A 15,122-nucleotide genomic window follows, 5' to 3' on the forward strand; every position below is an offset into this window, starting at 1 on the left:
GCTCGGCGGCTACTCGACCATCGGGGGGTCGACTGGGCGGCTACTCGACCATCGAGGGGCTACTGACCAGCTCCGCACGCCACACGGTGGGGGACTGGCCGAAGCGTGTGCGGAACCAGCGACTGAAGTTGCCGGGCGAGGAGAAGCCCAGCGTCTCGGCCACCTCGATCATCGGATGCCGCCCACTGCTGACAAGGTGCCGGGCGAGCTCGGCGCGGGTGTCGTCGAGGATGGCCGAGTACGTCGTGTCCTCCTCGTCGAGACGCCGGTGGACGGTCCGTCGATCCACGCCGAGGCTGCGCGCGATCTGGCCTACGGTGCAGCGTCCGGTCGGCAGCAGCAACTCGACGAGCTCACGGACACGTTGCTCGGTCGACGGTGCCGTCGGGGTGTCGAGGTCGCCGAGCAACTGCTGCGTGTACTGCCGCAGCATGGGGTCCGCCATCGCATTGGGTGTGTCGAGATCCTTTGTGTACAGCGAGATTCCGTCGAACTCGGCGTCGAACTCGACATGGTGGCCGAAGAGGGTCTGGCAGACGCGCAGGTCGCGTGGCGCCGAATGGCTGAAGGAGACGCCGAGCGGACGCCAGCCCGGGTCGATGAATCCCTGCAGCAGCTGTTGCAGTACCCCGATCGCGAGGTCGGTCGACTGTCGGAAGTCACCGGGACGGCCGACGTCGAGTGTGACCCGCAGCGTTGCGATCCCGTGATTCTCACTCAGCCGCGTGCGCAGCGCCTCGTTGTACATGTGCTGATGACGGATGAGGACCTGGAGCGCGCTGCGCACGTCGGGCTCTTCACGAAGCACCAGACTCAGCGGACCCAGATGCGACAACCGGCGGGACTGCGCCAGGGCGAGGCCCAGGTCATCGCGGTCGGCGGCGTCGGCGGCCCGCTCGAGAACGTCGGCGATCGCCTCGGCGGGCACCCAGCGATCCTGTAGTCCGATGCTTGCCGGATCCAGTCCTACGTCGCGGATCAGCCGGCCCGGGTCCAGGCCGAGCGAGTGCCCGAGCTCGACGAAGTTGTTCAGTGACGCGTAGCGGGCGAGCGGTTTCACTTCCTCATCATGTCCCCAGATGCACAGTCATGTGTCCCGTATGGAAAAGATCTGTGCCCGGTTTCCTCCTACCGTGGTGTTCGTTACATGACGTGGATCACACAGAGCGCGTCGCTGACGACAACTCACAGGAGGAATTCATGGCCAAGGCGATCCGCTTCCACGAGACCGGTGGACCGGAGGTCATGCAATGGGAAGCCGTCGAGGTCGGGGAACCCGCCGCCGGCGAGGTCCGCATCCGCCACGAGGCGGTCGGCCTCAACTTCGCCGACACCTACTTCCGGACCGGGCTCTACCCCGCGCCCCTACCGGCCGGCATGGGCGTCGAGGCGTCCGGCGTCATCGAAGCGGTCGGCCCCGGTGTCGCCGACTTCCGTGAAGGTGATCGCGTCACCTACACCGGCAGTCCCCTCGGCGCGTACAGCACGGAGCGCGTGATGCCCGCCGAACACCTGATCGCCCTGCCAGACGAGATCGGATTCGACACCGCCGCAGCGATGACGATGCGCGGGCTGACCACCGCGTATTTGCTACGCCGCATCTGGCCGCTCGAATCGGGCGACACCGTCCTGTTGCAGGCGGCGGCCGGTGGCGTCGGGCTGATCTTCTCGCAATGGGCCGCCCTGCTCGGCGTACGGGTCATCGGCACCGTGTCGACAGAGGCCAAGGCCGAGGTGGCCCGCCGCCACGGTTGCGATGAGGTGATCATCTACACCGAAGAGAATGTGTCACAACGGGTTCGCGAACTCACCGACGGCGCCGGAGTCCGAGTGGCCTACGACAGCATCGGTGCGACAACCCACGCGTCCTCGCTCGCCTCGGTCGGTCGGCGCGGACTGCTCGCGTGTTTCGGGACGGCCTCCGGTCCGGTCCCGCCGATCGATGCCATGCGGCTCGCGATCGCCGGGTCGGTCTATGTGACCAGGCCGGCGCTCGCCGACTACATCGCCGATCCGGTCGAGCGCAGCGAACTCGCCGGCGAACTGTTCGACCACGTCGCCGCCGGACGGATCTCGATCGAGATCAACCAACGCTACGAGCTGGCCGATGCCGTTGTCGCACATCGCGACCTGGAGTCGGGCCGCAGCATCGGATCGTCCGTCTTCTCCCTCTGACCCGTCGGCTCGCAGCGTCCGACGAGCAGCGTCCAACGAGCAGAGTCCAACGAAAGGAACTCCGATGACCATCACCGCCCCCAACCGGCCCCGCACCACGTTCGACGTCGAGCAACTGACCTGCACGATCGGTGCGGAGGTACGCGACTGCGACCTCGCCGAAGTCGCGTCCGACGCGGCATTGTTCGACGAACTGCGCGCGCTGCTGCTGCAGCACAAAGTGTTGTTCTTCCGTGACCAGCACATGACCCGCGCCCAACACGTCGGGCTGGCAGAACGATTCGGACCGCTCGAGGACCATCCGGTGGTCGGCAGCGACCCCGACCATCCCGGGCTCGTGCAGATCTACAAGGATCTCGACAGCCCGCCCGAGCACTTCGAGAACAGCTACCACTGTGACGCGACCTGGCGGGAGAATCCGCCGTTCGGCTGCGTGCTGCGCTGCGTCGAATCCCCGCCGGTCGGCGGCGACACCATCTGGGTGAACATGGCCGAGGCCTATCGCAGGCTCCCCCAGTCGGTGAAGGAGCGTGTCCGCGACCTGCGGGCCCGGCACAGCATCGAGGCGACCTTCGGTGCCCGGATGCCGGCGGAGCAGCGGGCCGCGTTGCACGCCAAATACCCCGACGCCGAACACCCGGTTGTCCGAACACATCCCGAGACCGGTGAAGAGATCCTCTTCGTCAACTCGTTCGCCACCCACCTGGTCAACTACCACACGGCAGACAACGTCCGCTTCGGCATCGACTATGCCCCCGGCGCAAGCGATCTGCTGCGGTACCTGATCAGTCAGGCGACCATCCCCGAGTACCAGGTGCGCTGGCGGTGGACACCGAACAGCGTCGCCATCTGGGACAACCGCAGCACCCAGCACTACGCCGTCCAGGACTACTGGCCGGCCGTTCGAAAGATGGAGCGCGCCGGCATCGTCGGCGATCGCCCGTTCTGACCCCCGATCCGCAATCAGCCCGTATTCAGCCGAACCGCACGATATCTGAAGGAGAACACCATGCATTTCCACGACGACGCCCTGTTCCCGGAGAACCAGGACAAGCTGGTCATCACCGCCGCTCCGTACGGACCCGAATGGGAGCCCGACGATTTCCGCGACGACCTCCCACTGACGATGGAGGAACACATCCAGCAGGCGGTCGACTGCTACGAGGCCGGTGCGAGCGTCCTGCACATCCACGTCCGAGAGCTCGACGGCAAGGGCAGCAAGCGGCTGTCCAAGTTCAACGAACTGCTCGCCGGGCTGCGCGAGGCGGTGCCGGACATGATCCTGCAGGTCGGCGGTTCGATCTCGTTCGCGCCCGAAGGTGAAGGCGCGGATGCGAAATGGCTGTCCGACGACACCCGGCACATGCTGGCCGAACTCGACCCCGCTCCCGATCAGGTGACCATCGCGATCAACACCAGCCAGATGAACATCATGGAACTGATGACGCCCGACGACATCGGCGGCACCTCGCTGGCACGTCCCGAACTGGCGGCGACCTACCGCGAGATGACCGTTCCCGCCGGCCCGGGCTGGGTGGAAGAGCATCTGCGCCGCCTGCAGGCCGCCGGCATCCAGCCGCATTTCCAGCTGTCGAGCATCCCGCAGCTGGAGACCGTCGAACGACTCATCCGTCGCGGCGTCTACACCGGCCCGCTCAACCTGACCTGGGTCGGTATCGGCGGCGGGTTCGACGGCCCCAACCCGTACAACATCATGAACTTCATCCAGCGGGTCCCCGACGGCGCGTGCCTCACCCTGGAGACACTGATGCGTTCGGTGCTGCCGGTCAACGCGATGGCGATCGCGATGGGGCTGCACACCCGATGTGGCAACGAAGACACCATCTGGGGCCGCGTCGGTGAGAAGATGACGTCGGTACAACAGATTCAGCAGTTGGTCCGGATCGCCGGGGAGCTCGGACGAGAGGTGGCCGGCGGCAAGGAAGCACGTGAGATCTACCGGATCGGCGATACCTATCGTGACGCCGACGAGACGCTGGCGAAGCTGGGTTACGCGCCCAACCGCCGGCCCGGTCAGGTCGGATTCACCCAGCACGGCTTCGCCGCGCAGGCCTGAGACGTCCGGTCTCCAGGAGAATCCAATGAGTACAACGGTCCCCTCCCGTCCGGCGCCGACCCCCGAGGCCCTTGATGGCCCCGGGCGGTCCGGCCGGTCACGGCTGTATCCGTGGCTGGTCTTCGGCCTCACCTTCGCGCTCCTGATCTCGGACTACATGTCGCGGCAGGTGCTCAGTGCGGTGTTCCCGTTCCTGAAATCCGAGTGGTCGCTGGTCGACTCCGAGCTGGCGTCGTTGACGAGCATCGTCGCGTTGATGGTCGGCCTGCTGACCTTGCCGCTGTCGCTCATCGCCGATCGCTGGGGTCGCGTCCGCAGCCTCGTCGTGATGGCGGTGCTGTGGTCGGTTGCGACGCTGCTCTGCGCGGTGGCGAGCAACTACGAGCAGATGCTGGCGGCGCGGTTCCTGGTCGGCGTCGGTGAGGCCGCCTATGGAAGCGTGGGCATCGCACTGGTGCTGAGCGTGTTCGCGCCGCGTGTCCACGCGACGTTGAGCGGCGCATTCATGGCCGGGGGATCGTTCGGCTCGGTGCTCGGAGTGGCACTCGGCGGAGTGATCGCCGTCCACCTCGGGTGGCGCTGGTCATTCGCGGCGATGGCGGTCTTCGGGCTGATCCTGGTCGCCCTGTTCCGGATCGTCGTGACCGAACGCAGGGTCGCTCGGCACTCCGCCGAGGACTCCGCGCCGATGCCCGACGCCAAGGCCGGCGGATATCGAGCCCCCATCTCGAGCCTGTTCACCAACCCCGCCGTTCTCTGCGCGTACGTCGGTGGCGGCGCCCAGATGTTCACCGCGGCGATCCTGCTGTCGTGGACACCGAGCTTCTTCAACCGCTACTACGACCTCACCCCGGACCGGGCCGGCGTCGCAGCCGCCGCGGTGGTGGTGCTCGTCGGTACCGGAATGGTGGTGTGCGGCTTCATCACCGACCGGGTGGGGCGTCGGGTGATCCGGCGGAAGTGGCTCAGCGCCTTGGGATTCTGCGGCATCTCCCTGGTCTGTCTCACTGTCGGCTTCGGCATGAGCACCGGGCCGGTTCAGTTGGCGCTGATCTGCCTGGGTGGCTTCTTTGCGGCCGGCTCGTCCGGCCCGACAGCGGCGATGGTGGCGAACCTGACCCATTCGTCGGTGCGGGCGTCGGCGATGGGCACTCTCACGGTGGCCAACAACCTCCTCGGTCTCGCGCTCGGGCCGTTCGTCGTCGGCATCCTCGCCGATCGCCTGGGCCTGCGTGAGGCGCTGCAACTGGCGCCGCTGGCCTACCTCGTCGCCATCGTGGCCCTGGTGGTCGGCTACCGGTTGCATCCGCTCGGGGTGCGCAAGCTCGCCGCACTCGGCCAGTTCTCGAACGGAGGAACCCGATGAACGCCGCGCCGCAACCCACGATCGTGATCGTCCCCGGCCTGCGTGACCACGTGGCCGACCACTGGCAGACCCATCTCGCGGCCGACCTCGACGTTGCGGAGCGCTACGACTCCGTCACCGTCCCGCCGCTCGAGCGCGACAAGCTCAGCCGCCATGCGCGGGTCGCCGCGCTGGATCGGATGTTGCATCAGGTGGACGGCCCGGTGGTGCTGGTCGCACACAGTGCGGGAGTGATGACCACCGTGCACTGGGCGCAGAACCCCACCCGAGAGGTGGCCGGAGCCCTGCTCGTCACCCCCGCCGATCTGGAACTGCGTCTGCCCGAAGGGTATCCGACCACACAGGAACTCGACGACGGTGGGTGGACGCCGATACCGCGACGGCGTCTGCCGTTCCCGACCGTCGTCGCCGCGAGCCGTACCGACGCGCTGGGCGGCTTCCGGCGGATCACCGGGATGGCCGAAGTGTGGGGTGCGCGGGTGATCGACCTCGGGGACGTCGGCCACCTCAACCCGGCCGCGGGCTACGGGCCGTGGCCACGCGCGACACAGCTCATCGACGATCTGCTCACGATGACCTCGGCGCATCAGCCCGCGTGAGCACACCTGAAGAACGAAGGACGACATGACACAGGTCCATGCGACGGCCGGTGACGCCGTCGCCGACATCGGGTCCGGCGCCAGTCTGGCCGTCGGCGGTTTCGGACTCGTCGGCATACCCGACCAGCTCATCGCCGCGGTCGCCGCCGGCGACGCCACCGATCTCGAGGTCTACTCCAACAACTGCGGGATCGACGGCGTCGGTCTCGGAATACTCCTGGACGCCAAACGCATCCGACGGGTGACTGCCTCCTATGTCGGCGGGAACCAGGAGTTCGCCCGGCAGTACCTCGATGGCGAGCTCGAGGTGGAGCTCATCCCGCAGGGCACACTCGCGGAGAAGATGCGTGCGGGTGGGGCGGGGATTCCGGGGTTCTTCACACCGGCCGGTGTGGGCACTCCGGTGTCCGAAGGCGGGCTGCCGTGGCGGTACGACGCCGACGGTTCGGTCGCGGTCGCGTCGCCGCCGAAAGAGATCCGCGTGTTCGGTGGCCGCTGGGCGGGCAGACGCTATGTGCTCGAGGAGTCGATCTCCGCCGACTTCGCGCTGGTGCACGCGGTGCGCGGCGACACCGACGGGAATCTGGTGTTCACCAAGTCCGCGAGGAACTTCAATCCGCTGGCAGCGGCTGCGGGGCGGATCTGTATCGCGCAGGTCGAGGAGCTCGTGGAACCCGGCCAGATCGAGCCGGACGCCGTTCACTTGCCCGGCATCTATGTCGACCGGATCGTGCACACCGGAAGGCAGACCAAGCAGATCGAGAAGAAGACGCTCGCCGGCGTCGGTGCGAAGGGGGTCCAATGACCGCGATCGACACCGCTTGCATGGACCCCGCATGCATGGACACGGTTCGAGCACCGGGCTGGTCGAGGTCGGAGATGGCGGCCAGGGCGGCTCGGGAGCTGCCCTCGGGTGGTTATGTGAATCTCGGGATCGGTCTGCCCACCCTCATCCCCGATCACCTGGCTGCCGGGCAGACCCCGATCCTGCACAGCGAGAACGGAATCCTCGGTACCGGCGCGTATCCCACCGCCGAACAGGTGGACGCCGACCTGATCAATGCCGGCAAGGAGACGGTCACCGTGCGACCGGGTGCCGCATTTTTCGATTCCGCATCCAGCTTCGGGATGATCCGCGGCGGCCGGATCGACGTGGCCGTGCTCGGCGGGATGCAGGTCTCGGTCGCCGGGGATCTCGCGAACTGGATGGTCCCGGGCGCGATGGTCAAGGGCATGGGCGGCGCCATGGACCTGGTCCACGGTGCGCGCAGAGTGATCGTGCTGATGGAGCACACCGACAAGCACGGTCGGCCCAAGCTCGTCGAGCGGTGTACGTTGCCGCTCACCGGCGAGGCCGTGGTGCATCGTGTCATCACCGACCTCGCGGTCATCGACGTCACCGACCACGGCTTCGTGCTCGTCGAGTGCGCGCCCGGCGCCAGCGCGGAGCAGGTCCGCGCCGCCACCGCCGCAGACCTGATGATCGGGTCGGTCTGATGGCGGGTGCTGCCGGTGGTGAGTCACTGGCCGCGCGTCTGAAGGCGGACGGTACGTGGAATGACCTGTGGGACGGGCTCGACGAGCTCGACCCGGAGTGGACCGAGAACTATCTCGGCGCAATCCTCGAACCCTACGAGAGCGGCGTCCTCCCACCGCAGGTCGTCCAGTTGCTCTGCATCGCGGTCGACGCCGCGTGCACGCACTTGTACGCGCCGGGGCTGCGCCGTCACATCCGCGCAGCCCTGGCGTCCGGGGTCACGCAGCGCGAGATCCTCGAGGTGCTCAAGCTCGCGACCTCGGTCGGTGTTCATGCCATCAATGTCGGCCTGCCGATCCTGTTGGAGGAGAGCGGCAGTCGAGGCGTCAGTGCGGCCGAGACAGGCTAGTCAGTCATCGCGTCTCCTTCCGCTCATCGTTCCCTCTCTTGTCGTTCCTCCGCCTCTCGTCTCTCCTCCTCTTGTCGGCTCTGTTTCTCTTGTCGGCGCTGCCGGTTGCGTTCTCGTTCTTGTTGTCGGCGGGCATGTTTGGCCGCCACCCGGGGTGTGGATCGGGTGGGAGGGTCGGGTGTCGGTGGTGGTGGCGGGTCGGGGTCGGTGTCCGACCGCCGCCTGGGTGGTGGGTCCGGGGGTGCGAATCGGATGCGACGCAGCCCGGGGAACATCGTTTCCAGATTGTCCGGTTCGCCCTCGATGATCAGCCCCTCCGGCGTGGTGAACGCCGTCCGTAACCGGCCGCGCCGGTCGCGGTACTGCTCATCGACCCACCGCCCAAACGTCTTCAACAGGTGCGAGAAGCGGTCTTTGGCGTTCAGGTTGTCCGGCTCGGTCTGCCCACCCCGCTCCGGATGGGCGTGGTCATACTCGTGGACGTGGTCGAGGTCGGCGTCGAACGACGACGTGCCGTTGCCGGGGATCACGCTGTAGCCATCACGTACCCGCACAAACCGGTCCAAGGCAGCTGAAGGCCGGTACGGATCGGACGGCAGATGCGATGGCAGGGTGATGGTGCCGTCCGGGTTGGTGGGGGTGCCCTCGGGCACCAGCGGGGAGATGACCGCATCGGGGCGGGCGGCGAGATCGCGGGCATGTTCATCCGAGATCACCCCGTGCCCGGCGATGAACGCCGCATGCTGCGCGGTGCCGTTCAACGTGGACTCAGCAGCCACCACATGCACCACGATCTTGGCGTCGACCGGCGGCACCGTCCCCGGCACCGGGATGTCGGCGGTGCACTCGGCACGCCCGCAGGTGCACTCAAACGGTGTGCCGGACAGCAGCGCGAACATCGCATCCGAGGCGCGCTGCTGTCGGGTGCGCTCATCGAACTCACACACCGAGTGGGCGAGAGCTGTCACCGCGGCGGCGGCGATCCGCACATTCTCGGCGGCCATGGTCGCCGAGATCTCGGCCATCCCATCCGGCTTGTTCTTGGTGTGCATACCGCGCGCATCCAGGGCTTGTTGGCGGCGTTCGCGGACCGCGTCGGGGTCGTGCCGGAAGATGATGCGGTCGACCATGTCGCGTAGCCGGTGCGCCGACCAGCCCCCGGCATGCGCATCGAGGTCGGCGGCGATCTCGGCATCCACCAAGGGCGCATAGGGTTGGCCGTCGGCCAGATCGGTGCGCGAGATGATCGTCGGAATCAATGTCGCGCTGATCCGGCCGTCCCGCAGGCGCTCGGAGACGCGGGGCAGGCGGTCGCGCAGCGCGATCGCCTCCGTGATCAGGTGTTCGGCGGCGGCCTGGCCGATGCCCAACCCGAGCGCCACCCGCGCGGCGCAGTCGGCGAGGCCGTCGACCAGGAGGAAGTCGTGATCCGACGGCTCATCACCGACCAGACGGGCATGCAGTTGGGCGGCGATCTGGTAGCGGTGCCACGCCAGGAACGCCTCCCCGCGCACATCGGCGACCAGGGCACCGATCAGATCATTCGTGTCCGTCGACGCGACGTCGGCAGCATCCAGGCCGCCGGTGAAGATCGGCGGCAGGTCGGGCCATGGTGACGGATCGCGCCACCACGACGACAACGCCCACCCCGGACCCGACACCGTAGACACCTTTCAGAGACAGATATGGACAGCACAGGACAACTGCGTCCCACATATCTCTGAAAGAAGGCCCCAAAACCCTACGGTCCGGGCGGCATCACCATCGTGTCGTTCCTGCTGACAACCAAACTACGACATGGGTCTGACAAGTTTGGTTCGTGCAGGTCACGGGGGGTTTTGATACGCCGGCTCGCACGCTCGCGCGGCTACTCAACCAACGAGCGGGGGCGCCGGCTCGCAGGCTCGCGCGGCTACTTCAGCCGACGACACGACTCATCTGATCTACCGACACCCACCCACCCAACCCTGGCCCGGACCATACCCAAGGGTGTAGACAGAGCACGTTGGTACAGCACAGCGGCAGATCGGTAGCGCATCCCGGAGGCCAGCGATGAGTGAACCGAGTGTGATCCCGAGTCGGATGGGTATCCGGTTCTCCGCTGCCCGCAAGCCGACCGACCGGAACACCGTGGTGGCGGTCCTGTTCGTCATCGCGATGGGGATCGCGCTGATCGCGGTCACGATCGTTCCGTCTTACGAGCCCGGCATTCTCGCGTGGGAGTTCGGCTACCCGCCGACCGATCCGGACCGGCTCGAGGATCTCCGAGACACTCTTGCCGCCGATCTCGGGCTGATCCTCGGCTACGTTCTCGCCCTGGGTGGGCTGGCGTTCCTCGGCCGGTTGCTCGCCTTCACCAAGCCGTACCGGACGGTGTCGACCGTTGCCGCGGTCGGCATCGTCGCGGCCGGTCTGTTCGATCTGGCGGAGAATCTCGCGCTGCTGACCGACTGGCGGCTCGGTGGCATCGCGGCCTCGGCGGTGTTCGCCACGGCCAAGTTCGCGCTCCTACTTCCGGCTGGGGTGGTTGCGGCGTGGGCGGTCGTCAGCCTCGTCGAGACCCTGGTGGCGCGACGGTGGCTGAAGAAGAAGGGCGCCGACGCGTGGCATCCGGCCCCGAGTGACGAACATTGGGCGGACGAACCCCGTTGGGACCGCGCGTATCTGACCCCGAATCCCGAGCCGGTCGGTACCGAGGACCACGACAGGACCGCCATCTGTCTGTCCGGTGGGGGAGTTCGATCGGCCTGTGTCGCGCTCGGCGCCATGCAGAGTCTCACCAAGCAGTCAGGTGAGCGGACCCCATTGCACCCCGACTACGTCGTCTCCGTGTCCGGCGGCGGGTACACGGCCGGCGCACTCTTGCAGGCGATGCGCCGACACGAGCCGAACCTCGACTACTGGTCGGCAGGAGAGCGCACCGCGTACGAGCAGTCGGGCAGTTCGGTGCAATCGGTGCCCCTCGAGGACCTCTTCGACGAGGGCAGCGAGGAGTACGACTACGTCCGGCGCCGTGCCAGCTACATCGCCGACAGCCCTGGCGAGATGGCCACTGCCCTCGTGGTGATCGCCAAGAACATGCTGTTGTCGCTCACCATCCTGTTCACTCCTGCGGTGATCGCCGGGGTGCTGGCCGGTCTCACCTATGCCCACATTCCGATCGCCGCGGTCGTGCCGGTGCCCGACGACGCCGTCGCGAGCGGTCCGGCCTTGCCGGAACAGGCGAGTCTGCATGCCAACTCGACTGCGACGGTGTGGATGCTCGGGGTGCTCGCGGCGATCTGCTTCGTGTTCCTCGTCGCCGCCGGATTCACCGAGGCGATGTCGGCGGGCCCGACAGGTGAGAAGATCCGCGCCGTCCTCTCCCGGGCCGCGATCTGTTTCGCGATCGGCGTCGCCATCATCGCGGCGATCACCGTTGCGGCGCCCGGTCTCCTGCGGGTCGCCGACTCGATCTTCTCCGGGTCGTCGTCGGGGATGGTCTGGAGCGCCTCGGCGGTCGCCCTGCTCAACTACACGGCGGTTCTGGCGGCGATCCTCTGGCGCAACCGCGGGATCGTCGGCAAGATCGTCGCGACCATCAGAGGCAAGACCGAGTCGCCCCGTAAGGGCGTGCCGCGCGGTGCGATTCAGCTGCTGCTCGTCCTCGTGACGTTGCTGGTGGTCACGCTCACGTGGTTCGCGACGTTCGGCGGCGCCGGTGCATGGACCTTCGATACCTTCGTGAGCGACACGGCCGACCGCAGCGGGGTGTGGATCGTCTTCGCACTTGCGGTGACGATCGCTCTCGCACTGTCGTTCTACGATGTCACCTCGTCGAGTCTGCATCCGTTCTACCGCCGGCGGTTGGCGCGGGCATTCGCCGTGCGACGGCTGACTGTCACGTCGAGAGTCGGTGGGCGCGAGACAAAGCGGACGGTCGCGGTGCCCTATCCGAGTAGCGAGTCCACCGAACTCGCGGACTTCCACACCCCCGGATCGCGGCCGCATTTCGTCTTTGCCGCCGCCGCCACGATTTCCGGGACGGAGAAGCCGGCCGCCGGACTCAACGCCGTCCCGTTCACGTTCGCGACGGACTATGTCGGCGGCCCGGACGTGGGGTGGGTGTCGACGCGGACGTTGAAAGCCCTTGCCCCGCCGCGCCTTCTCCGCGATCTCACCGTGCAGGCGGCGGTGGCGGTCAGCGGCGCGGCCTTCGCGTCGGCGATGGGCCGGATGGGATCCGGATATCAGAAGTTGTTCGCGATCTCCGGGGCGCGGCTCGGCACCTGGCTTCCGAATCCGATGTTCCTGGCTGCGTCGGCGAGCCAGAAGGACAACTGGGCGTGGCCGCACGGCCTGCCCCGTTACCGCGGCGCCGGGTATCTCTATCGGGAGGTGCTCGGCATCAACTCCGCCCGTGGACGATTGCTGCAGATCTCCGACGGGGGCCACTACGACAATCTCGGGCTCGTGGAGGCCCTGCGCCGCCGCTGCACCACCATCGTCTGCATCGACGCCACCGGCGACACCCCGCCGAATCTCAGTACCCTGGCCGATGCCGTGCGGCTCGCCCGGGCCGAACTCGGGGTGACGTTCACCTTCCCGGGCGACGGTGCGCCGGACGACTTCGATGCGCAGAATCTGGCGCCCGGGACCGGGGAGTCCTTCGACCCCGACGACGACTTCGCCGCGCTCAACGCACGGATCACCAAGGGCTGCGTGGTGGCGGCGACCTTCACCTACCCGCCGAGCGGCGGTGTGTCGCAGACCGGACGCCTCCTCCTCGCCAAAGCCGTGCTGTGGCAGGAATGCCCGGACTGGTTGATGACCTACGCCAACACCAATTCGGTGTTCCCGCACGACAGTACGTCGGATCAGTGGTTCGACGAAGGACAGTTCGCTGCCTACACCGAACTCGGGCGACTCATCGGCGCCGAAGCGCTGCGAGCCCGGGAACTCGTGTGCTGAGCCAGTTCCGGTAGAGGTCAGTACTCCTCGGCACCGACCAGCGCGGCGGTGTCCTCGACATCACGGGACTTCGCGGCTTGTCCGCGGACGAACGACACGGCCGCCACGGCGACGAGACAGTACAGCGCGGCGAACCAGAACGGTGCGGCCGCCGAACCGAACCAGTCGGCGAGATGCGCGACCAGTACCGCGGAGATCGCGGCGCCCATCCAGCGCAGGAAGCTGTATCCGGCGCTGGACACCGACTGCGGCGTGGAGCTGTCGCCCGACGACATCGCCACTCCGGTGAACAGTGTGTTCAGTACGCCCGACGGGAAGCCGGACAGGATCACTGCCAGACCGATCAGCCAGACCTGGTCGGTGAGCACGCCCGCTGCGGCCAGTGCCATGACCGCGGCGTAGGCGGTGATCGCCGCGAGGACGCCGCGCTTCTGGCCGATGTGCTCGGCCAGCCAGGGCGCCACGAGGACACCGGCGAATGCGGTCAGCACGCCCCAGCCGAAGAAGACGAGACCTGCGTACAGGGGTCGCAGTCCCATCGCGATCGGAGCCCAGGCGATGACCGTGAACAGTGCGCCCGTGTAGAACGCGGAACCGATCGACGTGATCAGCAGGGTGCGGTTCCGCAATGCCTTGAGCGGGTCGACGATTCGGACGCGGGTGCGGGCGGAGCGAGGGCCGTCGGAGGGCAGCATCACCGCACAGAGGATGGCGCCGATCAGCATCAGGGTCGCGGTACCGGCGAACGGTGCACGCCAACTCACTTCGCCCAGAACGGCTCCCAGTAGCGGCCCGACCGCGAGGCCGACACCCAGTGCGGCCTCGTACAGCATGATGGCCCCGGTCTGGCTGCCCTTGGCCGCCGTCACGATGAAGGCGAGTGCGGTCGCGAGGAACAGGGCGTTGCCCAGGCCCCAGAGCACCCGGTAGGCGATGAGTTGGTCGATGTCACCGGCGAACGCGGAGATGCCTGCGGCGACGACGATCAGCGACAGCCCGATGGTCAGCGTGCGCTTGGGGCCGAAACGATATGCCGCCCAACCGGTCAGCAGCATCGCGACACACTGCACGCCGACGTAGACGCCGAACAGCAGGGTGAGCTTCTCCGGCGGCGCGTTCAGGGCCTCGGCGATGGTGTGCAGGATGGGGTCGACGAGCCCGATGCCCATGAACGCGACGACCGCGGCGAAGGCGGTCACCCAGACCGTGCGCGGTTGTTGCCGGAACGTCTCCAGCAGGGAGTGGTCGTGCTCGTCGGCCGGGGCTGCCGGCCGATTCTCTGTGACAGTCATGCGTTCCTCTGGATCAGTTGGTGGTGTCGTCGTGAGGCTTGGGCAGTGCATCGAGCCGTCGACGCAGCTTCTCGAGTGCGGGCGCGGCCGCCGTGAGGGCGGCACGGTCGGCCTCGTCGAGATCGGCCAGCGCAGCGGTGAGGATGCGGTCCCGTCGCCCACGCACCTGGGTGAGGAGATCGTGGCCGCGGTCGGTGAGACCGACCACCACCGCACGACGATCCGCGGGATCGGGCTTTCGTTCGACGAGACCGTTCTTGCTCAGGCCGTCAATCAGGTTGGACGCCGTCGGCATGCGGATCGACTCGCGTTCGGCGAGCTCCCCGATACGCATCGGTCCGTGGTCGAGCAGCACGGCGAGCGCCGACGCCTGAGCCGCGGTGTACTCCGCGATCGGGGTGCGGCGCCTCAGCGCCAGGTACAGCCGGGTCACCGACGGCCGCAAGGCCGACGCCAACCGGTACACCTCGTCTTCGGACACACGACAACGCTAATACTTAGGTTTACGAAATAATAGCTGAGCTAGTGTGACATGCATGACAGGATCTGAGAAGAAGCGATTCTCCCAGCTCTCGCACCGTTCTCGGGCGATGATCATCGTCGGCGCGGTGGTCCAGTTCGCTTTACAGGGCGCTGCGCTGCGGGACCTGAAAAGGCGACCGGCCGCGCAGGTCAGGGGTCCCAAGCCGCTGTGGCTCGGGGTGAGCTTCCTGAACTACGTCGGTCCGATCGCCTACTTCGTGGTGGGGCGTAAGAGCTCCTGAGCCCTTCGGGGGG

14 protein-coding genes are annotated in these 15,122 nt (G+C 67.3%); 10 read left to right on the top strand and 4 right to left on the bottom strand.

Going from position 1 to position 15,122, the window contains the following annotated elements:
- Nucleotides 1-40: 40 nt before the first annotated feature.
- Nucleotides 41-1,060, bottom strand: a complete 1,020-nt coding sequence (locus VZC37_RS16625) for an AraC family transcriptional regulator (protein WP_330433673.1) — start codon at nucleotides 1,058-1,060, stop codon at nucleotides 41-43.
- A 140-nt stretch (nucleotides 1,061-1,200) separates the two neighbouring features.
- Between VZC37_RS16625 and VZC37_RS16630 the strand changes: the two genes are divergently transcribed.
- From VZC37_RS16630 to VZC37_RS16665, 8 genes are all read left to right on the top strand, one after another.
- On the top strand, nucleotides 1,201-2,175 hold the full coding sequence (locus VZC37_RS16630) for a quinone oxidoreductase family protein (RefSeq protein ID WP_330433674.1): 975 nt from the start codon (nucleotides 1,201-1,203) through the stop codon (nucleotides 2,173-2,175).
- Between the two features lie 64 nt (nucleotides 2,176-2,239).
- Nucleotides 2,240-3,124, top strand: a complete 885-nt coding sequence (locus VZC37_RS16635; protein WP_330433676.1) for a TauD/TfdA dioxygenase family protein — start codon at nucleotides 2,240-2,242, stop codon at nucleotides 3,122-3,124.
- 60 nt (nucleotides 3,125-3,184) lie between these two features.
- Nucleotides 3,185-4,252 carry a beta-keto acid cleavage family enzyme gene (locus VZC37_RS16640; RefSeq protein ID WP_330433678.1) on the top strand — a complete coding sequence of 356 codons (1,068 nt, stop codon included), beginning with the start codon at nucleotides 3,185-3,187 and terminating at the stop codon, nucleotides 4,250-4,252.
- A 25-nt stretch (nucleotides 4,253-4,277) separates the two neighbouring features.
- Complete coding sequence (locus VZC37_RS16645) at nucleotides 4,278-5,618, top strand: MFS transporter (protein WP_330433680.1); 1,341 nt, start codon at nucleotides 4,278-4,280, stop codon at nucleotides 5,616-5,618.
- Entirely contained in the window at nucleotides 5,615-6,217 is a 603-nt protein-coding gene (locus VZC37_RS16650; RefSeq protein ID WP_330433681.1) for an RBBP9/YdeN family alpha/beta hydrolase, read from the top strand. The genes VZC37_RS16645 and VZC37_RS16650 overlap by 4 nt, the downstream gene beginning before the upstream one ends.
- Nucleotides 6,218-6,242: 25 nt before the next feature.
- Nucleotides 6,243-7,022, top strand: a complete 780-nt coding sequence (locus VZC37_RS16655) for a CoA transferase subunit A (RefSeq protein WP_330433682.1) — start codon at nucleotides 6,243-6,245, stop codon at nucleotides 7,020-7,022.
- Between the two features lie 35 nt (nucleotides 7,023-7,057).
- Nucleotides 7,058-7,714 (top strand): 3-oxoacid CoA-transferase subunit B, encoded by a 657-nt coding sequence (locus tag VZC37_RS16660; RefSeq protein WP_330433683.1) that lies wholly within the window; start codon nucleotides 7,058-7,060, stop codon nucleotides 7,712-7,714.
- Nucleotides 7,714-8,103, top strand: a complete 390-nt coding sequence (locus tag VZC37_RS16665) for a carboxymuconolactone decarboxylase family protein (RefSeq protein WP_330433684.1) — start codon at nucleotides 7,714-7,716, stop codon at nucleotides 8,101-8,103. The genes VZC37_RS16660 and VZC37_RS16665 overlap by 1 nt, the downstream gene beginning before the upstream one ends.
- Nucleotides 8,104-8,126: 23 nt before the next feature.
- On the opposite strand, the gene VZC37_RS16670 is transcribed toward VZC37_RS16665, so the two are convergent.
- On the bottom strand, nucleotides 8,127-9,764 hold the full coding sequence (locus tag VZC37_RS16670; protein ID WP_330433685.1) for a DUF222 domain-containing protein: 1,638 nt from the start codon (nucleotides 9,762-9,764) through the stop codon (nucleotides 8,127-8,129).
- A 391-nt stretch (nucleotides 9,765-10,155) separates the two neighbouring features.
- On the opposite strand from VZC37_RS16670, the gene VZC37_RS16675 reads away from it, so the two are divergent.
- Nucleotides 10,156-13,053: a patatin-like phospholipase family protein gene (locus VZC37_RS16675; protein WP_330433686.1), complete on the top strand. Its 2,898-nt coding sequence runs from the start codon at nucleotides 10,156-10,158 to the stop codon at nucleotides 13,051-13,053.
- A gap of 17 nt (nucleotides 13,054-13,070) precedes the next feature.
- Here VZC37_RS16675 and VZC37_RS16680 read toward each other — a convergent pair whose 3' ends face one another.
- Together VZC37_RS16680 and VZC37_RS16685 are read right to left on the bottom strand one after the other, a co-directional pair.
- Nucleotides 13,071-14,345: an MFS transporter gene (locus VZC37_RS16680; RefSeq protein WP_330433688.1), complete on the bottom strand. Its 1,275-nt coding sequence runs from the start codon at nucleotides 14,343-14,345 to the stop codon at nucleotides 13,071-13,073.
- 13 nt (nucleotides 14,346-14,358) lie between these two features.
- Nucleotides 14,359-14,826, bottom strand: a complete 468-nt coding sequence (locus VZC37_RS16685) for a MarR family winged helix-turn-helix transcriptional regulator (RefSeq protein ID WP_330433690.1) — start codon at nucleotides 14,824-14,826, stop codon at nucleotides 14,359-14,361.
- Between the two features lie 55 nt (nucleotides 14,827-14,881).
- On the opposite strand from VZC37_RS16685, the gene VZC37_RS16690 reads away from it, so the two are divergent.
- A complete protein-coding gene (locus tag VZC37_RS16690; protein WP_330433692.1) occupies nucleotides 14,882-15,109 on the top strand; it encodes a PLDc N-terminal domain-containing protein in 228 nt (75 codons plus the stop codon).
- Nucleotides 15,110-15,122 lie beyond the last annotated feature (13 nt).

Origin of the sequence: Gordonia sesuvii, assembly GCF_036350415.1 — a bacterium.
GTDB classification, from domain to species: Bacteria; Actinomycetota; Actinomycetes; order Mycobacteriales; family Mycobacteriaceae; genus Gordonia; species Gordonia sesuvii.